Below are 20457 nucleotides of genomic sequence, written 5' to 3' on the forward strand. Positions count from 1 at the left end.
CGCGCCGCCACGGACCGGACGGGCAGCCGCTAGACGGGCTGGTCGACGGGCAGACCGGTGCGCAGCTCCACCGGCAGGTGGGCCAGGTCGTTCAGCGTGACGACCTCGGCGGGCTTCGCCGACCGGATCCGGATGATCGTGAGCGCGGTGTGGGCGACGTTCGTGCCCATCCATCGCCACTCGGGGGCTTGGAACGCCTCGCGCACGAACCAGCCGATCACGGCGTTGTGGGTGATCAGCAGGTCGTGCCGGTCCTCGCGCGCCGGGGTGAACCACTCCGACACCGCGTCGCCCATCTGGGCCTGCCCGGCGACGATCTCCTCTTCGGTGATGCCGCCGTACCAGCCCTGGTAGGCGTGCGGCATGTCCGGGGTCGGGCCCGAGGGGATGCAGTCGAACAGCAGTGTCGAGGGCTCGGGCTGGATCGACGGCAGGCGCTGCGACAGGAACGCGGCGGTCTCGCTCGGGGCCTCGAGCGGCGAGTGGTACACGCCGTCGAAGGGCACGCCGCCGAGGCGGTCGGCGATCAGGGTCGCCTGACGCTTGCCGCGTTCGGAGAGCTTGCCGTCCCGCAGGCCGTGTTCGGCGTCCTGGTGTTCGCCGTGCCGGACGAGGTACAGGTAGTGCGACATGTCCGTGCTCAGCTGCCGATCCCGATGGCCGCGGCGAGTTCGTCCTGCTGCACGGCACCGACGACCGAGGTGATCGTCGGGCGGGTGAGCAGGTCGCGCGCGAGTTCGAGCACGCCGTCGGTCGTGACACCGTCGACACGCTCGAGCGCCGTCGACAGGTCGGTGTACTCGCCGGTGCCGAGCTCGGAACGGCCGAGCCGGGTCATGCGGGCGTCGGAGTCCTCGAGCGAGAGCGTCAGCGCGCCCTCGATCTGGCCCTTGGCACGTCGGAGCTCGTCGTCGGTGATGCCGTGGTCGACCATCCGGCGGAACTCGGCGTCGACGATGTCGATGACTCCGGCGACGTTGTCCGGCGCGCACCCGGCGTAGACACCGAAGGCGCCGTTGTCCAGGTACGCGGGGGCGAACGACGACACCGCGTAGGCCAGACCGCGGCGCTCACGGACCTCTTGGAACAGGCGCGAACTCATGCCGCCACCGAGCACGGCGTTCAGGACGCTGAGTGAGGGACGGCGGTCGTCGCGCAGGTCGAGGCCCTGCGAGCCGCGGAGCATGCTGACCTGCTCGGTCGGGCGGTGCACCACGGTCAGCTTCGCCTCGACCGGGTCTGCCACGGTCTCGGGGGTGCGGCGCGGCAGCGGCTCGGCGTCCGGGGCGTCGTGGAAGACGCCGGCGACGAGCTCGCAGAACCGGTCGTGGTCGACAGCACCGGCAGCGGTCACGACGATGCCGTTCGGCGCGTAGTGCTCGCGGTAGTGGGCCAGCACCTCGTCGCGCTGGACCGCACGGATGCTGTCCGGGGTCCCGCCGATCGGACGACCGAGGGGGTGTCCGCCGAAGGCCGCGGCGAAGAACGCCTCGCCCGCGAGGTCGGCCGGATCGTCGGCGGCCATCGCGAGCTCTTCGAGGATGACCCCGCGCTCGACGGCGAAGGCGTCCGGTTCGAGCACCGAGCCGGTGACCATGTCACCGATGACGTTCACGGCCATCGGGACGTCGGTGTCCCGGACCCGTGCGTAGTAGCAGGTGTACTCCTTGGCGGTCGCAGCGTTGTGCTCACCGCCGACCGAGTCGAACGCGATGGCGATGTCGAGCGCCGATCGGGTCTCGGTGCCCTTGAAGAGCAGGTGTTCGAGGAAGTGCGTCGACCCGAACTGCCCGTCGCGCTCGTCACGCGAACCGACGCCGACCCAGAACCCGATGCTCGTCGACGCGGCACCCGGCACCGCCTCGGTCAGCACACGGACGCCCGAGGGCAGCACGGTGCGACGGACGAAGGCCCCGCCGGACGTCAGGAACGACGTGTCCGGGGCCCCGAGCGGCAGTGGCACTGGCTGGTTCATCGCAGACGAGCCTAGTGATCCGTCGATGCCGCCCGCCCAGTTTCCCGGTCTCGGTCGCGTGCCACTCGAAGTGGGGTACAGAAAATGTGGACAGACCGACTCGTCTGTCTGTCCTCCTTGTGCTACTGTTGGCCACGCCGGATCGAAAGCCCCCCTAAGTTCCGATCCGGCGGCTCGGGACATCAGTCCTGCGCGACCACCGAGTCCCCCCACTCCGGTCGCGGAGCCGATGAGTCCGAGGAGTACACGCTGTGACGGTCGATTCCCCCCAACCGGCCGTCCAGCGTCTCCCCGGCCCGAGCACGAACCTCGCGTCGCCGGACGGGTCGAGCGTCCCCCCGACTCCCCGCTCCGGCGGCGCGAAGGTCCGTGTCCTCGAGACCGCCACGCGGCTCTTCTACGAAGAGGGCATCCACAGCGTCGGCGTCGACCGTCTCATCTCCGAGGCGAGCGTCACGAAGGCGACGTTCTACAAGCACTACGGGTCGAAGGACAACCTGATCCTGGCCTACATCCGCACCCAGCACGAGCGCGTGCAGGAGCGGATGGAGCAGCTCATCGCCGACGCCGGCTCCCCCGAGCGGGCCGTCCGTGCGTGGGTCGCCGCGCTGGCCGATGACGTCAACGACCCGGCGTTCCGCGGCTGTGCGTTCCTGCACGCCGCCGCCGAGTACCACGACCCGCGCGACCCGGTCCGCCAGGTCGTCGCCGTGCACCGCGACTGGTACACCGAACGGCTAGCGACCCTGCTGCAGGAGGCCGGACACCCCCTGCCCGGCGACGGCGCCGACGAGCTCATGCTCGCGCGCGACGGTGCGATGGCCGGCGCGTACGCCGGTGACGCGATCGCCGCCACCGCTGCGCTCAACCGCGTGGTCGACCGGGTGCTCGCGGGCTGACGCCCGGCCCGCCGCCAGCGCTGTCACCGTCGGCTGTCGGCTGTCGGCTGTCGCTTTCGCGAAAGCGACAGATCACCGCGAACCGTTCGCGGCATCCTGTCGCCTTCGCGGCACGGGCGCACCCGCGCGACGCACATCTGTCGCTTCCGCGGGGCGGTCGAGGCGACCGCGGCCGGACGGGAGGCCCGTGGCGGGCCCGCACCGCGCCTCCAGGCCGTCACGTGCGAACTCCCACAGCCCCGCGTGCGCACCGAGCGCAGCCCGAGCCGGCGGGTGTTGGCTGGGGACATGGCCAACGATCCCAACTGGAACCTGCCCGACGTCCCGTCCTTCACCCTGACGAGCCCCGACTTCACCGACGGAGGCGAGCTGCCCACCTCGGCACGCGGCTCCGACGTCGGCGGTGAGGACCGCTCCCCCGCACTCGAGTGGTCGGACGCACCCGAGGGCACGAAGAGCTTCGTCCTGACCGTCTACGACCCCGATGCCCCGACCGGCTCCGGCTTCTGGCACTGGAGCCTGACCGACATCCCGGGCTCGGCGACCTCGCTCCCCGCAGGCGCCGGCACCGATGACGCCCTGCTGCCCGCGGAGGCACTCCGCCGCCGCAACGAGTTCGGCACGGACACGTTCCTCGGGGCTGCTCCGCCCGCGGGCCACGGTGCGCACCGCTACTTCTTCACGCTGAGCGCCCTCGACGTCCCCGTGCTCGAGGTCCCCGCCGACGCGACCCCCGCGGTCGTGGGCTTCATGCTCCGTGGACAACTGCTCGGGCGCGCGCAGCTCATGGGCACGCAGGAGACCCCCGCGGCCTGACGGACACGCGTGGCACGGCGCGGTGATCGTTCGCGCACAGCGACAGTTCACGCGGCGCCGTGCCCGTGAGGTGTCGCTGACGGCGAAAGCACGCGCGGCCAACGCACGCGTGGCACCTGCCCCGCAACGGCGAACGGCCGCCGCCCCGGAAGGGACGGCGGCCGTTCGTGCGTCAGGACGCGGAGAGGATCAGCCCTCGGCCGGGTCCTCGGCGTGGGCGCGGACCGTCTCGGCCGAGGTGGAGTCACCCTCGGTCTCGTCGGCCACGACCGGCGCGAGCGACAGCTTGCCGCGGTCGTCCACCTTGGTGACCTCGACGAGGACCTTCTGGCCGACGCCGAGCACGTCTTCGACGTTCTCCACGCGCTTGCCACCGGCGAGCTTGCGGACCTCGGAGACGTGGAGCAGACCGTCGCGGCCCGGGAGAAGTGACACGAAGGCGCCGAAGGTGGCGATCTTCACGACGGTGCCGAGGAACTGGTCCCCGATCTCCGGGTTGGTCGGGTTCGCGATCGCGTTGACCTGGGCACGAGCGGCCTCGGCCGACGGACCGTCGACGGCGCCGATGTAGACGGTGCCGTTGTCCTCGATCGAGATGTCGGCACCCGTGGTGTCCTGGATCCCGTTGATCGTCTTGCCCTTCGGGCCGATCAGCTCGCCGATCTTGTCGACGGGGATCTGCACCGAGATGACGCGAGGAGCGGTGTCCGCCATCTCGTCGGGGGCGTCGATGGCCTCGTTCAGCACACCGAGGATGGCCGAGCGGGCCTCCTTGGCCTGCTTGAGCGCCGCGTCGAGCACCGTCGACGGGATGCCGTCGAGCTTGGTGTCGAGCTGGATCGCGGTGACGAACTCCGAGGTACCGGCGACCTTGAAGTCCATGTCGCCGAGGGCGTCTTCCGCACCGAGGATGTCGGTCAGGGCCGCGTAGCGGGTCTGGCCGTCGACGGTGTCGGAGACCAGGCCCATCGCGATGCCGGCGACCGGGGCCTTGAGGGGCACACCGGCGTTGAGCAGCGACAGGGTCGAGGCGCAGACGGAACCCATCGAGGTCGAGCCGTTGGAGCTGAGCGCCTCGGAGACCTGACGGATGGCGTAGGGGAACTCGTCACGCGACGGCAGCACCGGCACGAGGGCGCGCTCGGCGAGGAAGCCGTGCCCGATCTCGCGACGCTTCGGCGAACCCACGCGGCCGGTCTCACCGGTCGAGTAGGGCGGGAAGTTGTAGTGGTGCAGGTAGCGCTTCTTCGTGACGGGCGACAGCGAGTCGATCTGCTGCTCCATCTTGAGCATGTTCAGCGTGGTGACGCCGAGGATCTGCGTCTCGCCGCGCTGGAAGATCGCCGAACCGTGGACGCGCGGGATCACGGCGACCTCGGCGTCGAGCGGACGGATGTCGGCGAGGCCGCGGCCGTCCATGCGGATCTGCTCGGTCAGGATGCGGCCGCGGACGACCTTCTTCGTGACCGACTTGTACGCGGCGCCGACCTGCGAGTTGGCGACCTCGGGCAGCGAGCCCGCGGTGACCTGCTCGGCGATGGCGGCCTTGACGCGCGACTTGAGCGCGTCGTCGGCGTCCTGACGCTCGGTCTTGGCGGCGATCTTGTAGACGTCACCGAGCTCGGAGAGCGCGAGGGCCTCGACGGCCGAGTAGACCTCGGGCGCGTACGGCGGGAAGACCGGGAAGTCCTGGATCTCCTTGGCCGACTGCGCAGCGAGCTTGGCCTGCGCGTCGACGAGGGACTTGAGGAACGGCTTGGCCGCCTCGAGACCCTGGGCGACGATGGCCTCGTCGGGCTTGGTGGCGCCGCCCTGGATGAGGTCCCAGGCGTGCTCGGTGGCTTCCGCCTCGACCATCATGATCGCGACGTCCTCGTTGCCGGCCTCGTCCGTGACGACACGACCGGCGACGGTCAGGTCGAACACGGCGTCGGCGAGCTGCGAGGCCTTCGGGAACGCGACCCACTGGTCGCCGATGAGCGCGAGACGCACACCGGCGATCGGGCCGGAGAACGGCAGACCGGAGATCTGCGTCGACGCGGACGCGGCGTTGATCGCCAGCGCGTCGTAGAACTCGTCCGGAGCGATGCTCAGGACGGTGATGACGATCTGCACCTCGTTGCGGAGGCCGTCGACGAACGACGGACGCAGCGGCCGGTCGATCAGACGGCAGACGAGGATGGCCTCGGTCGACGGACGGCCTTCGCGACGGAAGAACGAACCGGGGATCTTGCCGGCGGCGTAGGAACGCTCCTCGACGTCGACGGTCAGCGGGAAGAAGTCGAAGCCCTCACGCGGGTGCTTGCCGGCGCTGGTGGCCGAGAGGAGCATCGTTTCCTCGTCCAGGTACGCGGCGACCGCGCCCTGGGCCTGCTGTGCGAGCCGACCGGTCTCGAACCGGACGGTGCGCTTGCCGTACTTGCCGTTGTCGATGACGGCTTCGGCGAACTTGATCTCGGGACCCTCCAAAAGGGCGCCTCCTTGATGTGTTTCCGGCAGGCCGTGGCGACGGCACTCGATGGTGCGTGCGCGCCGATCGTTCCGGACGCATGTCTGGCCAGCAGTAGAAGCACTCGGGAAACCGTTCCGGCCCGCGAGCCACCACCGATGACCAGCTCCGTGCCCGGCCTGCGCAGTGTTGTGTGTGACGTCCGGGGAATGAGTCCTCGGACACGATGGACTTTACCAGTCCTCAGGCTGTCGGCGGCGCGGCTCGCTGGACTCCTGGTGAACATCGGTAGCCTGCCGACATGCGCCTCACCCCCTCGCGGGGCGTGCTCGTCGCGGCCGCCGTGGTCGTCGGCGCGCTCGTCGCCCCGGCCCTGACCGCTGCCCCCGCGAACGCCACCGAGTACCCCACCTGGCAGGACGTCCAGCGAGCCAAGGGCAACGAGACCGCCAAGCGCGCCGAGGTGCAGAAGGTGCAGGCGGCGCTGCAGTCGGCGCAGGACGAAGCAGCCGCGAAGTCGCAGGCCGCCCTGGTGGCCTCGTCGAAGGCGGACGCGGCCGAGTCGGAGCTGGCGTCGGCCACCCAGGCCGCCACGAGCCTCCAGGCCCAGGCGCAGCACGCGAGCGAGACGGCGGACCGGGCCCAGCAGCGGGCCGGCCAACTGGCCGCGAACCTGTACCGCGACGGCAGCACGAACCAGATGACCACCCGGATCGCGACCGCGAAGAACCCGGACCAGCTGCTCTACCAGCTCGGCGCGCTCGACCAGCTGTCGGAGACCTGGTCCGGCGTGATGGACGACGCGTCCGTCGCGGCGGGCACGGCGTCCTCGCTGCACGAGCAGGCCGAGCGGGCCGAGACGGAGCGCGCGACGCGCGCGCAGGCGGCCGAGGAGCGCTCGGCCGCGGCGAAGTCGGCGGAACAGGCGGCGGACGCCGCCGTCGAGTCGACGGAGCAGCACAGCGACGAGCTGTACGCGCAGCTCGCGTCGCTCAAGGACAGCACCGCGAAGCAGGAGGCCGGGTACGAACTCGGCCAGCGGGTCGCCGCGCAGAAGGCGGAGCAGCAGCGCAAGCGGGCCGCAGCGGCTGCGGCCGAGGCGGCGGCGAACGCGGCCGCGGCGAACGCCGGCAGCAGCGCTTCCAGCGGCGGCGCGACGAGCGGCGGCACCGGCTCGTCCTACCCGAGCACCGGGGGCGTCGCCGCGGACCCCGCGGCTGCGCAGGCCTACGCACGGAGCGCGCTCGGGTCGTACGGGTGGGGCTCCGACCAGTTCTCGTGCCTGGTGTCGCTCTGGACGCAGGAGTCCGGGTGGCGGGCGAACGCCCTGAACGCCTCGAGCGGCGCCTACGGCATCCCGCAGTCGCTGCCGGCCGAGAAGATGGCGGTCGCCGGAGCCGACTGGCGCACCAACGCGAACACGCAGATCGACTGGGGGCTCGCGTACATCAAGAGCGCCTACGGATCACCCTGCGGGGCGTGGGGCCACGAGATGAGCGTCAACCCGCACTGGTACTGAGCCAGGGGCCAGCCGGCGGTCAGTGACCGAGGCCGCCGAGCAGGCTCGCGAAGTCCGGCGTCGCGGGGAGCGCGTCGGCTTCCTGCGGGGCCCGCCTGGAGGCCCGGATCGCCCAGGCCAGGTCGGCTCCGGCCCGGCGGATGCGACCGTCCAGGGCGGCGGCGTCACCGTCGGTCCCCCAGTCGTCGGTCGCGGCGAAGACCCCGGTGGGCACGATCGCGGCACGCAGGTACGCGAAGACCGGCCGGAGGGCGTGGTCGATCGCGAGGGAGTGCCGCGAGGTCCCGCCGGTGGCACCGAGCAGGACGGGCATGTCGGCCATCGAGTCCTTGTCGAGCACGTCCAGGAACGACTTCGCCAGTCCGCTGACGCCCGCGGTGAAGATCGGCGTGACGAACACGACGGCGTCGGCCTCGACCACGGCGGCCATCGCTGCGGAGAGCGCCGGGGCCGCGAAGCCGGTGAGCATGGCGTCGGTGATCTCGTGCGCGAGCGGCCGGAGTTCGACGTGCACGACGTGTGCCGGGGTGCCCTCGGCGACGAGCGACGTGACGGCGGCCTCCCCCAGACGGTCGGCGAGCAGGCGGGTGGAGCTGGGCTCGGAGAGTCCGGCGGAGACGACGGCGATGGTGGTCATGATGCTTCCCGACTTTCGATGCGTTTGCATGAACCTAACATCCAACCGGGCTCCCCTCGCAACCATTCCCGCCATCGAACAGCGTGCCGATCGGTCACGACTCCCCGCGCGGTGACTGCGGAGCGGTCACGAACTGTCGACTGGGACCGTTGTGGCCGACGAGTCGTGACCGCCGCACGAGCGCGGGCGACGTGTCGTGACCGACCTCGCGACCGACCGAGGACGGAGCGCGGTCGGGGCGGGGCCCCGCCGAGCGCCGAACGCCCCGCGGAACGAAGAACGCCCCGGTCCTCTCGAAGAGGTCCGGGGCGTTCGGTCAAGCGTGTGTCGGTCGACTAGCGACGCAGGCCGAGGCGCTCGATGAGCGTGCGGTAGCGGGCGATGTCGACGTCGGAGAGGTAGCCGAGGAGACGGCGACGCTGACCGACCATGAGGAGCAGGCCACGACGCGAGTGGTGGTCGTGCTTGTGCTCCTTGAGGTGCTCGTTCAGGTCGTTGATACGACGCGTCAGAACGGCGACCTGGACCTCGGGGGATCCGGTGTCGCCCGGGTGGGTCGCGTACTCTTCGATGATCTCCTGCTTGACCTGTGCGTCAAGTGCCATGGTGATCCCCTTCCTGTCCGTTGCGCGGTGCCCGTGCCTGATGCACGAGCGCTCTTTGTCCGCGGCCGTTCGACGGCAACCGCACAAGACTACCAGAGTCCTAGGCGGTCCTGGGGTGCAGACGGCGTCGACGACGACGCTCCGGCAACAGGCTGCGGACGAGTCCGACCAGCGTCGCGCCGAGCAGTCCGCCGAGGCCGTTCGACAGCACGTCGCGCGGGTCCGCGACGCGGTACGGGAGGTAGGTGGCCTGCGCGAACTCGATGCCGGTCGACAGCGCGACCGCGACGAGCGCGCCGAGGATCCACCAGCGCCGGGGCAACCACAGCGCCGCGAGCATCCCCACGGGCACGAACATCGCGATGTTGGCGAGGAACTCGGTGCGCTCGTACGTGAACCAGGCACCGTGCGGCAGCTGCTGCACCCAGGCGATCGCGTGCAGCACGAGGGAGTTCTGGGCCGAGGTGAAGACCTGCGGGGTCAGCGTCATCCGCCAGATCACCCAGGCGTAGCCCGCGGTCAGGGCGAGGAGGAGGAGTCGACGGAACATCCGCACAGTGTGCTGCACGGTCCTGCGCGGTCGCTGGAGCGCTCCTGTCAGCCGTCGGTACGACACCTGGGCGATCGCGGATCGGCGCTGGTCAGGACTCCCCCGCACCTGTCAGCATGGGTCCGGGCGCGATCGGTGCCCGCACCACCGACACCGCACGGTCAGATCAGGAGCACCGCAGCATGCCGGAGCACGAGGCACCCAGCACCCCACGCCGCAACCGCACCGGCGGCCTGCGGCAGTGGGGGTGGATCGCCGCTGCGGCCGTCGTCGTCGCCGCGGTCGTCACGACCCTCGTGGTCGTCGGCCCGTGGAACGGCGGCCAGCCGGACGGCGACCGTACCCCGAGCGGCCGCAGCGTCGCCGAGCGGAAGTCCGCGGCCGAGGCGTTCCCGGGCGGGCTCGCGCGCCAGCCGACCGCCGTGAACCAGGCCGGCCTCCGCGAGCGCCAGGCCCGGGCCGAGGGCGACGCCGAGACCGCCGAGCAGATCGCGGTGATCGCCGACCAGCCGATCGCGACCTGGCTGACGAACACCTCGCGGGCCGAGACCCGCTCGACGATCCGGTCGGTGGTCAGCACGGCGGAGGAACGTGGGGGCACCCCCGTGTTCGTCCTCTACAACATCCCGGACCGTGACTGCGGCAGCTACTCGAAGGGCGGCACAGAGGACGACGCCTACCTGCCGTGGGTCCGGTCCGCCGTCCGTGCGATGGCCGGTTCGCACGCCGTCGTGCTCGTCGAACCCGACTCGATCGCCCAGATCCAGAACTGCGAGCGGCTGCGCGACGAACGCCTGCCCCTGCTGCGGAAGGCCGTCGACGCGCTGACCGGCCACGGGCTCACCGTGTACCTGGACGGCGGCAACGAGAACCGCGTGCCGACCGCGACCATGGCGGACTGGCTGCGGCAGGCCGGCGTCGACGAGGTGCAGGGCTTCTTCACGAACGTGTCGAACTTCTACCGCGTCGACCAGGAGCGCGCGTACGCCGACGAGCTCGCCGACGCGATCGGCGGCGACCCGCACTTCGTCATCGACGTCTCGCGCAACGGGCAGGGGTGGCGGGGCACCTGGTGCAACCCCGAGGGTGCCGGCCTCGGCCAGGAGCCGCACGTCACCGGCGGCAGCACCCGACTCGACGCCCTGCTCTGGGTGAAGACGCCGGGGCTCAGCGACGGCACCTGCAACGGTGGCCCCGCAGCCGGCCAGTGGTGGGAGTCGTACGCGCTGGCCCTCGTCGAGCACCGCAAGCGCGACTGACCGCCGCCCGACAGCCCGCGCAGGGCCGTGTCGGTGCCCGGTGGTTGCATGTGCGCATGACCGCGACCGACCGCATCCGCTCCGTCGTCCCGCCCTACCTGCTCCGCGCCGTCGCCGGTGCCGACGCGTTCCCCCGGGCGGCCTCGGCGGCACGCACCGCACTGGCCTCGCTCGACGCCGTGCAGGCGCCGAAGCACGAGCACCTGGTCGCACCGCGCGGCGTCAGCGGCGCCGTCGACCGCTCGCCGCAGCGGACGATCACCGACGCGCACGGCACCACGACGCTGCCCGGCACCGTCGTCCGGCGCGAGGGTGACGCCGACTCCGGTGACGCCGCGGTCGACGAGGCGTACGCGGGCCTCGGCGCCACGCACGCCTTCTGGCTCGAGGTGTTCGACCGGGTGTCGATCGACGGTGCCGGGCTCCCCCTCGACGCGACCGTGCACTACGGCCAGGACTACGACAACGCCTACTGGGACGGCCGCCGGATGGTGTTCGGCGACGGCGACGACGAGGTGTTCCGCCGCTTCACCGTCGCGCTCGACGTCATCGGCCACGAGCTCGCGCACGGCGTCACCCAGTACACGGCCGACCTGACCTACCAGGGCCAGTCGGGCGCCCTCAACGAGTCGATCAGCGACGTCTTCGGCTCCCTGGTCGCCCAGTACGCGGCGGGGCAGACGGCGGAGCAGGCGAGCTGGCTCATCGGCGAGGGGCTGTTCACCGACGCCGTGCAGGGCGACGCGCTCCGGTCGATGCGGGCCCCCGGCACCGCGTACGACGACCCGGTGCTCGGGAAGGACCCGCAGCCGGCGACCATGTCCGGCTTCGTCCTCACCACGGACGACGCCGGTGGGGTCCACACGAACTCCGGCATCCCGAACCACGCGTTCTTCCTGGCGGCCACGGCCATCGGCGGCCCCGCGTGGCTGGGTGCCGGCGCCGTCTGGTGGGACGCCCTGACGTCGGCCGAGGTGACCGCCTCGATCGACTTCGCGGGCTTCGCCACCGTCACCGTCGACGCGGCCGGGCGGCGGTTCGGGGACGGTTCCGCCGAGCAGACCGCGGTCCGTCAGGCCTGGCAGCAGGTGGGCGTGCTCGACTGAGCAGGCCACCCGGGCGTACCGTCGGGGCCATGCGCATCGAGGTCCGCCGCTCCGGGGGCTTCGCCGGCACCACACGACGCTGGCGGGTCGACACCGACACGAGCAGCGACCCCACGGCATGGTCCGACGTCGTCGACGCGCTGCGGCGCACCCCGGCACCGACGGCTGCGCCCGTCCCCGACGACTTCAGCTGGACGATCACCGTCGAGCGCACCACCGTGACGATCCCTGGTCGCCGCCTCGACGGCCCGTGGGCCGACCTGGTCGCGCGGGTGCGGTCCGAGGGCGACCCGACCTGAGCCGGGAGGCCCGTGGCGGGCCCGCACCGGGCCTCCCGTCCGCCCCGCGTGGACGCCACCGCCCACCGATCGTGCGCAGGAACGGTCGCGTGGGACCGACGGACCCGACCGTTCCTGCGCACGAAGTGCGCGGGGACACGCGCGCGACCGTCAGTCGACGTCGATGACCGTCAGGCGACGGGTCGGACGCGTCATCGCGACGTACACCGCGGCGGCGGCACGGGCGGCGTCGGCACCCACGCCGTCCGGGTCGACGAGCAGCACGCCGTCGAACTCCAGACCCTTGGCGTCCGCACCCGTCAGCACCGTGAGCGAGCCGGCGTTCGGCGAGGCGAGGCCCCGGACGTCCGCCTCGGTGCGGGCGAGCCGCTGCCGGACCGTGTCGACCTGGGCCTCGGGCACGATGACGCCGATGGTGCCGGATCCGATCCGGGCACGCTCGGCGTCGGCAACGGCCACGACTGTGTCGAGCAGGTCGGCCCGGGCGACGCGGACGCGCTCGACGGGGTCACCGTCTCGAACGGCCTCGTTGCGGGTGACCGTGAGGCCGGCGCTGTCCGCGAAGGCCCCGGCGGCCTCGACGATGGAGCGCGGGGTGCGGTAGTTCACCGTGAGCTGCTCGATGCGGTGGTCGAGCGGCACCTGCGGCGCACGGCCGCGTCGGCGACGCGCGAGCGCCCCGATGACGTCGTCCCAGGTGCGTGCGGCACCGGGCGAGGAACCCTGCGCCATGTCGCCGACGATCGTGAAGGAGCGCAGCGGGTTGCGGCGGGCGAGCACGCGCCACTGCATCGGCGAGAGCTCCTGCGCCTCGTCGACGACGATGTGCCCGTAGGTCCACTCGCGGTCATCGGCGGCGCGCTCGGCCGTGGAGCGGGGGTCGCCGCCCTCGGCGAACGAGCCGGCGACCTGCTCGGCGCTGACGATGCCCTCGACACCCATGTTCTCGATCGCCTGGCGGGCGTTCTCGATGTCGCGGTTCCGGCTGGCCTTCGCCGCGCGCTTGGCGGCGCCGCCGGTCGGGTCGAACGGGCCGAGCAGTTCGGCGGCCTCGTCGAGCAGGGGGACGTCCTCGACGGTCCAGGCCGTCCCGCGGGCGCGCTGCAGCAGGGCGCGGCGCTCCGGGGTCCAGTCGGGGGTGAGCGAGGCGAGCCAGTTCGGCCGGGCGTAGAGGTCCTCGAGGAACTTCTCCGGCGGCAGCGGCAGCCACGCGGTGTTGAGCAGCACGCGGGCGTCGTACGAGCTCCGGATGTCCTCGCGCAGGACCTTCTCGTCGGCCTCGTCCACCGTGGTGCCGCGCTCCCGCAGCTGCTCGGCGAGCAGGCGGGTCATCGCGTCGAGGGCGGTCTTGTTGAACGTGACGCGGGCGGCGTTGTGCGGCTTGCCGCGGTCCTGCGCACGCTTCATGGCGTCGGCGACGAGCTGCGGCGGCACGACGAGCCGCTCGCCCTCGATGTCGAGCGTGACCGACTCGGTCGGCACGACCTGGCGCGAGCGCACGGCCCGGCGCAGCAGTGACGCCATCTGCGCGGCGCCCTTCACGGCGGCGACGTCGCGGGTGTCGTGCGTCGTCGCGTGCACGCCCGGGTAGAGCGAGCCGAGCGACGCCATCACGACACCGGTCTCGCCGAGCGACGGGAGCACCTGCTCGATGTAGGTCAGGAACGCCGGGGACGGGCCGACCATGAGCACGCCGGAGCCCCGCAGCCGCTCGCGGTAGGAGTAGAGCAGGTAGGCGGCGCGGTGCAGCGCCACGGCGGTCTTGCCGGTGCCGGGGCCGCCCTGCACGATGAGCACGCCCTCGAGCGGGGAGCGGATGATGCGGTCCTGCTCACCCTGGATCGTCGCGACGATGTCGGTCATCCGGCCGGTGCGTTCGGCGGTCACCGCGGCGAGCAGCGCCCCCTCGCCCTGCAGGTGGGTGCGCTCGTCGTCGTAGAGCGAGGCGTCGAACACCTCGTCCTCGACGCCGACCACGCGACGGCCCTGCAGGGACAGGTGCCGGCGGGAGCGCATGCCCATGGGGTGCGCTGCGGTGGCCTGGTAGAAGGCGCTCGCACCGGGGACGCGCCAGTCGAGCAGCAGCGGCCGGTGCTCGGCGTCGCGGAGCCCCACGCGGCCGATGTAGCGGAAGGTGTCGTCGGGGTTGTCGGGCTCGGCGACCTCGAGCCGGCCGAAGACCAGACGGTCCCCCACCCGCTCGAGCGTCGCGACGGTGTCCTCGTAGAGCCGCGCGTACGCGTCGCGCTCGCTGCGGCTCTGGTGGTTCCCGCCGACCGCCTGTCGGCGGGTCTCGGCGAGGCGCTGTTCGGCCTCGGCGGTCAGCTCGTCGAGACGACGGAAGAGGCCGTCGACGTAGCCGCGTTCACGGTCGATCTCGGTCGGTTCGGACACACGCAACCCTTCGGGAAGAGGGGGAACCAGTGTACTGCCCACCGGGAGCCCCGCTGTCCCCGAAGGGTCGCGTCGGAGTCACATCTCTTCGTGCGTGTCCGGGTCGCCGTCCCACAGACGATCGCGCTCGAGCGCGGAGATCGCCTGCACCTCGTCGTCGGTCAGCTCGAAGCCGAAGACGTCGAGGTTCTCCTTCTGGCGGGCGGCGTCGCCCGACTTCGGCACCGGCACGGCACCGAGCTGGACGTGCCAGCGCAGCACGACCTGGCCGGGGGCCACACCGTGCGCCGCGGCGGCGTCGACGATCGGCTGCTCGGTGAGCAGTTCCGACCGCTTCGCGAGCGGGCTCCAGCTCTCGGTCACGATGCCGAGCTCCTGGTGCACCTTCCGCAGTTCCGCCTGGGGGAAGTACGGGTGCAGCTCCACCTGGTTGACGGCCGGGGCGACCCCGGTGGCGTCGACGATGCGGCGGAGGTGCTCCGGCGTGAAGTTCGAGACGCCGATCGAGCGGACCTTGCCGCTGTCGCGGAGGTCGACGAACGCCTTCCAGGTGTCGACGAACTTGTCCACCGACGGGTTCGGCCAGTGGATCAGGTACAGGTCGACGTGGTCGAGCCCTAGGTTGCCGAGGGTCTCGTCGATCGAGCGGTGCGCCTCGTCGTAGCCGTGGTGCCGTCCGGGGAGCTTCGACGTGACGACGAGGTCCTCGCGCGCCACCTCGGACTCACGGACCGCCTTGCCGACGGCGTCCTCGTTGCCGTAGTTCAGCGCCGTGTCCAGCAGCCGGTAGCCGCTCGCGATCGCGGTGCCGACCGCCGCCGCGCCCTCGTCGCCGTTCAGGCCGTAGGTGCCGAGGCCGAGCTCCGGGAACCGGTGGCCGTCGTTCAGCTCGATCGTCGGGGCACCGACCTGCATCAGCGGACCCCGAGCAGGTCGATCACGAAGATGAGGGTCTTGCCGGACAGGAAGTGGCCGCCACCGGCCGGGCCGTAGGCGAGCTCCGGCGGGACGACGAGCTTGCGGCGACCGCCGACCTTCATGCCGGGGATGCCCTCCTGCCAGCCGCGCACCAGGGCCGCGAGCGGGAAGTCGATGGGCTCGCCGCGGTTCCAGGAGCTGTCGAACTCCTCGCCGGTCTCGTACTCGACGCCGGCGTAGTGGACCTTGACGGTCGAGCCGGCGGACGCTTCCTCGCCGGAACCCTCGACGATGTCGGTGATGACGAGCTCGGTGGGGGCGGGGCCCTCGGGGGCGTCGAACTCGGGCTTGCTGTTCAGGTCAGTCATGCGGATCAGTCAACCAGAGCGCGCACCGGGCACGCGCAACGAGCGTCCAGCCCGCAGAATGGTTCCACCGTGACACCATCGACTCCCGCACCGCCGCGCCGCCGCCTGCTCGCCGACCTCACCCCGCTCCGCCGCTCCCCCGCCTTCGCACGGCTCTGGGCCGGCACGGCGATCGCCGGCATCGGCACCCAGATGACCACCGTCGCCGTCGGGCTCGAGGTCTACGAGATCACCCGCTCGACCTTCGCCGTGGCCCTGGTCGGTGTCATCGCGCTCGTGCCGATGATCGTCGCCGGCCTGTACGGCGGCATGCTCGCGGACGCCTTCGACCGACGCCTCGTCGCGCTCGTGTCGTCGATCATCGCGTGGGTCGCCGTCGCCCTGATCGCCACGCACGCCTGGCTCGACCTGCACAGCGTCGCACTGCTCTACGTGCTCGCGACGGTGAACGCGGTGGCCGCCACCGTCAGCAACGCCTCCCGCTCGGCCATCGTCCCCCGGCTCGTCGGCACCGACCTGCTGCCCGCGGCGAGCGCCCTGGGCGGGATCGCGTCCGGGTTCCAGGTCACCGTAGGACCGGCGATCGCCGGCGTGCTCATCGCGACCGTCGGGTTCGCGCCGACGTACACGATCGACGTCGTGCTGTTCACGTTCGCGTTCCTCGGGGTGTTCACGCTGCCCCGGATGGCCGCCGACCACGATGCACTGCGGCCCGGGCTCGGCTCGCTCATCGAGGGCGCGAAGTTCCTGCGGCGGTCGCGCAACATCACGATGACGTTCGTGCTCGACATCATCGCGATGACCTTCGGGCAGCCGCGTGTGCTGTTCCCCGCGATCGGCGCGCTCGTCATCGGCGGTGGGTCGATCACCGTCGGCACCCTGACCGCCGCGTACGCGATCGGGGCACTGCTGTCGAGCGTGTTCTCCGGGCCGCTCGGGCACGTCCGACGCCAGGGTGAGGCCGTCGGCTGGGCCATCACGGCGTACGGCGGGGCGATCGCGGCGTTCGGTGTGGTCATCGCGCTGGCGCACGTGCTCGGCGGCCGCTCTGGTGAGGCGTTCGGCGTCGAGATCCTGCCGGCGCTCGGGCTCGCGGCGCTGTTCCTGGCGATGGCCGGCGGTGCGGACAACGTCAGCTCGGTGTTCCGGAACACGATCCTGCAGGCGGCGTCGCCGGACGGCATGCGCGGTCGGCTGCAGGGCATCTTCATCGTCGTCGTCACGGGCGGCCCACGGCTCGGCGACCTGTACGCCGGCCTGGTCGTCGCGGCCGGCATCGCGTACCCGCCGGTCATCGGCGGCGTGCTGATCATCGGCCTCGTCGCGCTGCTCCTCCGGATGGTCCCGTCGTTCCGCCGCTACGACGCCCTGCACCCCCACGCCAACTGACCGCGGGCCGCGGTCGAGTGCGGGTCCGCAAGACACCGGTGTTCGCACGTCGAACACCCGCGTTCCGCGGTGCAAAGCGTGAACACCGGTGTCTTGCAGGAGCTCGCGACGCGACCGAAGGGCGGACGGGAGGCCCGGGGCGGGCCCGCCACGGGCCTCCAGGCCGTCACGTGTCGGGTACCGTACGACACATGCCGGACAGCGCATCGCGCGACCTCCAGCGGACGGGAGTCCGCGCCGTCGTCCGGCGCACCTACCACTCGGTGATCCGGCACCGCGTCGTCGACGCGGCCGCGTCGCTGACGTTCTTCGCGCTCCTGACGGTGTTCCCGACCGCGCTGGCGGTCGTGTCGGCGCTGTCGATCGTCGACCGCAAGGGCGACAGCCTGACCGACATCGTCGAGGTCCTCGGGTTCATCGTGCGGCCGGAGACCGCCCAGCACCTCGAGGGGCCGCTCCGGCAGCTGCTGACCCTGGACAACCCGTGGCTCGGGTTCACGATCGGCGTCGTGCTGACGCTCTGGTCGCTGTCCGGCTACGCGACGGCGTTCGGACGGGCGATGAACACCGCCTACGAGGTCGAGGAGGGCCGGCGGATCTGGAAGTTCCGCAGCATGATGCTCCTCGTCACGCTGCTCGTCATGGTCGGCGGTGCCGTCGCCATCGTCATCCTGCTCGGGACACCGACCATCTCCGAGGCCGTGATCCGGCAGCTCGGGTGGGCGCCCTGGATCGACGACGTGTGGAACGTGGTGAAGTGGCCGGTGCTCGCGGCCGACCTCGTCGTGATGGTGGCGGTGCTCTACTACGCGACGCCGAACGTGAAGACCCCGCAGCTGCGGTGGGTGTCGGCCGGTGCCGCGTTCGCGATCGTGACCTGGGCCATCGCCACGGTGGGGTTCGCGCTCTACGTGGAGACCCTCGGTGGCGGGAACCGCGCCTACGGGTGGCTCGGTGGCGCGATCCTGCTGCTCGTGTACCTGTACATCTCGAACTTCGTGCTCGTGGTCGGCGGGGAGCTCGACTCCGAGGTGATCCGGATGCGGCAGCTGCTCGCCGGCATCGAGGCGGACGAGTCGATCCGGCTGCCGCTGCGCGACGTCACGCGGAACTTCACGCTCGCGCGCTGGCGGGACCAGGACATCGCAGCCGCGCAGCACGTCCGGGCCGAGGCCGCGCGGGTGGCCGAGGACGAGGACGATGAGCTGACCCCGAACGAGGAGCACCTGCGGGCGATGGCGCAGCAGGTGCGGGTGGGCGAGCGGCCGTTGCCCTGACGGGTCTGCGCTTCTGCGTGTGCGCGCGGCGTCAGCGCTTGCGCGCCTCGGCGTCCAGCATCTCCTCGGTGACGATCGGGATCGCACCCGTCGCCAGCTCGATGCCCGACAGCCGTGCCGGGCTGAGCACGCGCATGACCTGGTCCTCGTCCATCAACCCAGCGGCCACGACGAGCGTCGAGATCGGCGTCGAGGTGGTCAGCGCCGTGTGCGCGATCGACGCCGCGGCCGCGTACCCGATGTACGGCGTCAGCGCGGTGACGACGCCGACGTTCGTGTCGACCTGGGCCGCGAGCTTCGCCTCGTTCGCCTCGATGCCGACGACGCAGTGCTCGCGCAGGGTCGCGCAGCCGCGGGACATCCACTGCAGCGACTGCAGGATCGAGTGGGCGATGATCGGCTCGAAGGCGTTGAGCTGGAGTTGCCCGCTCTCCGCCGCCATCGTCACGGTGGTGTCGGCCCCGGCGACCGCGTAGGCGATCTGGTTCACGACCTCGGGGATCACCGGGTTGACCTTGCCCGGCATGATCGACGAACCGGCCTGGCGAGCCGGCAACGTGATCTCGCCGAGACCCGCCTGCGGGCCGGACGACAGCAGCCGCAGGTCGTTGCAGATCTTCGAGAGCTTGGCGGCGCTGCGCTTCACCGTGCCGGACAGGGTCATGAACGCACCGGCGTCGCTCGTCGCCTCGATGAGGTCGGGGGCGGTGACGACGTCGATGCCGCTCGCCTCCTGCAGCTGCCGGCGGACCTCGTCGCGGTAGAGCGGATCCGCGGTGATCCCGGTGCCGATCGCCGTCGCGCCGAGGTTCATCTCGGCGAGCAGCGGCATCACCTTGCGGAGCAGGTCAGCGTCCTCCTGGATCGTGTGCGAGAACCCGGTGAACTCCTGCCCGAGGGTCATCGGCACCGCGTCCTGCAGCTGCGTCCGGCCCACCTTCAGCACGTCGGCGAAGGCGCGGCCCCGCTCGGCGAACGCCGCCGAGAGTTCCTCGAGCTGCACGATCAGACGACGGACCCCGAAGATCATCGCGATCTTGATGCTCGTCGGGTAGGTGTCGTTCGTCGACTGGCTGCGGTTCACGTGATCGATCGGGTGCAGGTACGCGTAGTCGCCCCGCTCCCGCCCGAGGAGTTCGAGGGCCCGGTTCGCGAGTACCTCGTTCGTGTTCATGTTCGTGCTCGTGCCGGCGCCGCCCTGCACGACGTCGACGACGAACTGCTCGCGGAGTGCCCCGTCGCGGACTTCCTGCGCTGCACGGTCGATCGCGTCGGCGCGCTCCTCGTCGAGGACACCGATCGCCCGGTTCGCCCGCGCCGCCGCCTGCTTCACGGTGACGAGCGCCTCGATGAGGTCCGGGTACACGGCGATCGGCACGGAGGTGATCGGGAAGTTCTCCAGTGCCCGCAACGTGTTGATGCCCCAGTACGCGTCGTTCGGGACCTCCCGTGATCCCAGCGAGTCGCTCTCGGTCCGCGTCGTCGTCGTCACAGGTGCCTCCTCGTTGCCGGTCACACGTCGAGGCTAGTCCCGTCCGTCCGGCCGGTCCGGGAACGCGCCGGGGCTGTGCGGAGCGGGCGGCGCGGGCGGCGTGCCGCCCACGGGCCTCCCGTCCGACCCGCCCACGCGAGCGGGCGGAATGCCTCGGTCGACTCGGCAACGCACGCTGGCATTTCGCCCACTCGACCGGGGACGGCCTGGAGGCCCGGTGCCAGGCCGCCACGGGCCTCCCGTCCGTCCGCCCGCGCACTTCGTGAGCAGAAGGGTCGGGTTCCACACGGCGACGCGACATCTTCTGCTCGCCAAGCGCGCCGCCCGCGCGAGCGGGCGAAATGGCGTGGTCGCCTTCGCGACGCACGGCGGCATTTCGCCCGCGCGCCCGCGACGGACGGGAGGCCCGGTGCCAGGCCGCCACGGGCCTCCCGTCCGACCGCTCGCGCACTTCGTGAGCAGAAGAGGTCGGGTCACGGACGGCGACTCGACATCTTCTGCTCAC

18 protein-coding genes are annotated in these 20457 nt (G+C 71.6%); 8 read left to right on the plus strand and 10 right to left on the minus strand.

Translation table 11 applies throughout. The annotated features are described in order from the left end of the window. Positions 1 to 29: 29 nt before the first annotated feature. Complete coding sequence (locus HP445_RS02140) at positions 30 to 632, minus strand: histidine phosphatase family protein (protein WP_027464756.1); 603 nt, start codon at positions 630 to 632, stop codon at positions 30 to 32. Positions 633 to 640: 8 nt separating this feature from the next. After that, positions 641 to 1975, minus strand: coding sequence for a M16 family metallopeptidase (locus HP445_RS02145; RefSeq protein WP_111033187.1), 1335 nt, complete (start codon positions 1973 to 1975; stop codon positions 641 to 643). Positions 1976 to 2226: 251 nt separating this feature from the next. Here HP445_RS02145 and HP445_RS02150 point away from each other — a divergent pair, with 251 nt between their 5' ends. Continuing rightward, entirely contained in the window at positions 2227 to 2874 is a 648-nt protein-coding gene (locus HP445_RS02150) for a TetR/AcrR family transcriptional regulator (protein ID WP_110891918.1), read from the plus strand. Between the two features lie 288 nt (positions 2875 to 3162). Beyond that, positions 3163 to 3690: a YbhB/YbcL family Raf kinase inhibitor-like protein gene (locus tag HP445_RS02155; RefSeq protein ID WP_128781328.1), complete on the plus strand. Its 528-nt coding sequence runs from the start codon at positions 3163 to 3165 to the stop codon at positions 3688 to 3690. Between the two features lie 189 nt (positions 3691 to 3879). Here HP445_RS02155 and HP445_RS02160 read toward each other — a convergent pair whose 3' ends face one another. After that, positions 3880 to 6159, minus strand: a complete 2280-nt coding sequence (locus HP445_RS02160; RefSeq protein ID WP_110864729.1) for a polyribonucleotide nucleotidyltransferase — start codon at positions 6157 to 6159, stop codon at positions 3880 to 3882. Between the two features lie 281 nt (positions 6160 to 6440). Here HP445_RS02160 and HP445_RS02165 point away from each other — a divergent pair, with 281 nt between their 5' ends. Beyond that, positions 6441 to 7658 (plus strand): coiled-coil domain-containing protein, encoded by a 1218-nt coding sequence (locus HP445_RS02165; protein ID WP_128781327.1) that lies wholly within the window; start codon positions 6441 to 6443, stop codon positions 7656 to 7658. A 19-nt stretch (positions 7659 to 7677) separates the two neighbouring features. Here HP445_RS02165 and HP445_RS02170 read toward each other — a convergent pair whose 3' ends face one another. From HP445_RS02170 to HP445_RS02180, 3 genes are all read right to left on the minus strand, one after another. Beyond that, the gene (locus tag HP445_RS02170) at positions 7678 to 8295 is read right to left on the minus strand and encodes a CE1759 family FMN reductase (protein WP_111038865.1); all 618 of its coding nucleotides are present in this window, start codon (positions 8293 to 8295) and stop codon (positions 7678 to 7680) included. 335 nt (positions 8296 to 8630) lie between these two features. Then, positions 8631 to 8900, minus strand: coding sequence for a 30S ribosomal protein S15 (gene rpsO / locus HP445_RS02175; RefSeq protein WP_017885935.1), 270 nt, complete (start codon positions 8898 to 8900; stop codon positions 8631 to 8633). Between the two features lie 100 nt (positions 8901 to 9000). Next, a complete protein-coding gene (locus tag HP445_RS02180) occupies positions 9001 to 9450 on the minus strand; it encodes a VanZ family protein (protein WP_084741173.1) in 450 nt (149 codons plus the stop codon). Positions 9451 to 9632: 182 nt separating this feature from the next. Here HP445_RS02180 and HP445_RS02185 point away from each other — a divergent pair, with 182 nt between their 5' ends. Genes HP445_RS02185 through HP445_RS02195 form a run of 3 tightly spaced genes read left to right on the plus strand, consistent with a single transcriptional unit; the run spans position 9633 to position 12114 of the window. Beyond that, positions 9633 to 10709 (plus strand): glycoside hydrolase family 6 protein, encoded by a 1077-nt coding sequence (locus HP445_RS02185; RefSeq protein ID WP_128781326.1) that lies wholly within the window; start codon positions 9633 to 9635, stop codon positions 10707 to 10709. 56 nt (positions 10710 to 10765) lie between these two features. Next, positions 10766 to 11815 carry a M4 family metallopeptidase gene (locus tag HP445_RS02190; protein WP_128781325.1) on the plus strand — a complete coding sequence of 350 codons (1050 nt, stop codon included), beginning with the start codon at positions 10766 to 10768 and terminating at the stop codon, positions 11813 to 11815. A gap of 29 nt (positions 11816 to 11844) precedes the next feature. After that, the gene (locus tag HP445_RS02195) at positions 11845 to 12114 is read left to right on the plus strand and encodes a protealysin inhibitor emfourin (protein WP_071405582.1); all 270 of its coding nucleotides are present in this window, start codon (positions 11845 to 11847) and stop codon (positions 12112 to 12114) included. A gap of 150 nt (positions 12115 to 12264) precedes the next feature. Here the strand turns inward: HP445_RS02195 and HP445_RS02200 are convergent, their stop codons facing one another. The 3 genes from HP445_RS02200 to HP445_RS02210 all read right to left on the minus strand — a co-directional run bounded on the left by HP445_RS02200 (position 12265) and on the right by HP445_RS02210 (position 15794). After that, a complete protein-coding gene (locus tag HP445_RS02200; RefSeq protein ID WP_241660464.1) occupies positions 12265 to 14508 on the minus strand; it encodes a HelD family protein in 2244 nt (747 codons plus the stop codon). A 78-nt stretch (positions 14509 to 14586) separates the two neighbouring features. After that, positions 14587 to 15423, minus strand: coding sequence for an aldo/keto reductase (locus HP445_RS02205; protein ID WP_128781324.1), 837 nt, complete (start codon positions 15421 to 15423; stop codon positions 14587 to 14589). Next, the gene (locus HP445_RS02210) at positions 15423 to 15794 is read right to left on the minus strand and encodes an FKBP-type peptidyl-prolyl cis-trans isomerase (protein WP_173035534.1); all 372 of its coding nucleotides are present in this window, start codon (positions 15792 to 15794) and stop codon (positions 15423 to 15425) included. The genes HP445_RS02205 and HP445_RS02210 overlap by 1 nt, the downstream gene beginning before the upstream one ends. 69 nt (positions 15795 to 15863) lie before the next feature. Here HP445_RS02210 and HP445_RS02215 point away from each other — a divergent pair, with 69 nt between their 5' ends. Beyond that, a complete protein-coding gene (locus HP445_RS02215; RefSeq protein ID WP_084741172.1) occupies positions 15864 to 17183 on the plus strand; it encodes an MFS transporter in 1320 nt (439 codons plus the stop codon). Between the two features lie 191 nt (positions 17184 to 17374). Then, positions 17375 to 18460, plus strand: a complete 1086-nt coding sequence (locus HP445_RS02220; protein ID WP_128781323.1) for a YihY/virulence factor BrkB family protein — start codon at positions 17375 to 17377, stop codon at positions 18458 to 18460. A gap of 31 nt (positions 18461 to 18491) precedes the next feature. On the opposite strand, the gene HP445_RS02225 is transcribed toward HP445_RS02220, so the two are convergent. Beyond that, on the minus strand, positions 18492 to 19952 hold the full coding sequence (locus tag HP445_RS02225; RefSeq protein ID WP_241660463.1) for an aspartate ammonia-lyase: 1461 nt from the start codon (positions 19950 to 19952) through the stop codon (positions 18492 to 18494). Positions 19953 to 20457: the final 505 nt, after the last annotated feature.

Source organism: Curtobacterium flaccumfaciens, assembly GCF_013359815.1.
In the GTDB taxonomy this organism is placed as follows: Bacteria; Actinomycetota; Actinomycetes; order Actinomycetales; family Microbacteriaceae; genus Curtobacterium; species Curtobacterium flaccumfaciens.

Excerpts from the sequence above, each read along its gene's own strand:
- HP445_RS02195 (WP_071405582.1), top strand. The coding sequence starts at position 11,845 with ATGCGCATCGAGGTCCGCCGCTCCGGGGGCTTCGCCGGCACCACACGA.
- HP445_RS02145 (WP_111033187.1), bottom strand. The coding sequence starts at position 1,975 with ATGAACCAGCCAGTGCCACTGCCGCTCGGGGCCCCGGACACGTCGTTC.
- HP445_RS02140 (WP_027464756.1), bottom strand. The coding sequence starts at position 632 with ATGTCGCACTACCTGTACCTCGTCCGGCACGGCGAACACCAGGACGCC.
- HP445_RS02190 (WP_128781325.1), top strand. The coding sequence starts at position 10,766 with ATGACCGCGACCGACCGCATCCGCTCCGTCGTCCCGCCCTACCTGCTC.
- HP445_RS02220 (WP_128781323.1), top strand. The coding sequence starts at position 17,375 with ATGCCGGACAGCGCATCGCGCGACCTCCAGCGGACGGGAGTCCGCGCC.
- HP445_RS02155 (WP_128781328.1), top strand. The coding sequence starts at position 3,163 with ATGGCCAACGATCCCAACTGGAACCTGCCCGACGTCCCGTCCTTCACC.
- HP445_RS02170 (WP_111038865.1), bottom strand. The coding sequence starts at position 8,295 with ATGACCACCATCGCCGTCGTCTCCGCCGGACTCTCCGAGCCCAGCTCC.
- HP445_RS02165 (WP_128781327.1), top strand. The coding sequence starts at position 6,441 with ATGCGCCTCACCCCCTCGCGGGGCGTGCTCGTCGCGGCCGCCGTGGTC.
- HP445_RS02180 (WP_084741173.1), bottom strand. The coding sequence starts at position 9,450 with ATGTTCCGTCGACTCCTCCTCCTCGCCCTGACCGCGGGCTACGCCTGG.
- HP445_RS02205 (WP_128781324.1), bottom strand. The coding sequence starts at position 15,423 with ATGCAGGTCGGTGCCCCGACGATCGAGCTGAACGACGGCCACCGGTTC.
- HP445_RS02210 (WP_173035534.1), bottom strand. The coding sequence starts at position 15,794 with ATGACTGACCTGAACAGCAAGCCCGAGTTCGACGCCCCCGAGGGCCCC.
- HP445_RS02185 (WP_128781326.1), top strand. The coding sequence starts at position 9,633 with ATGCCGGAGCACGAGGCACCCAGCACCCCACGCCGCAACCGCACCGGC.
- rpsO (WP_017885935.1), bottom strand. The coding sequence starts at position 8,900 with ATGGCACTTGACGCACAGGTCAAGCAGGAGATCATCGAAGAGTACGCG.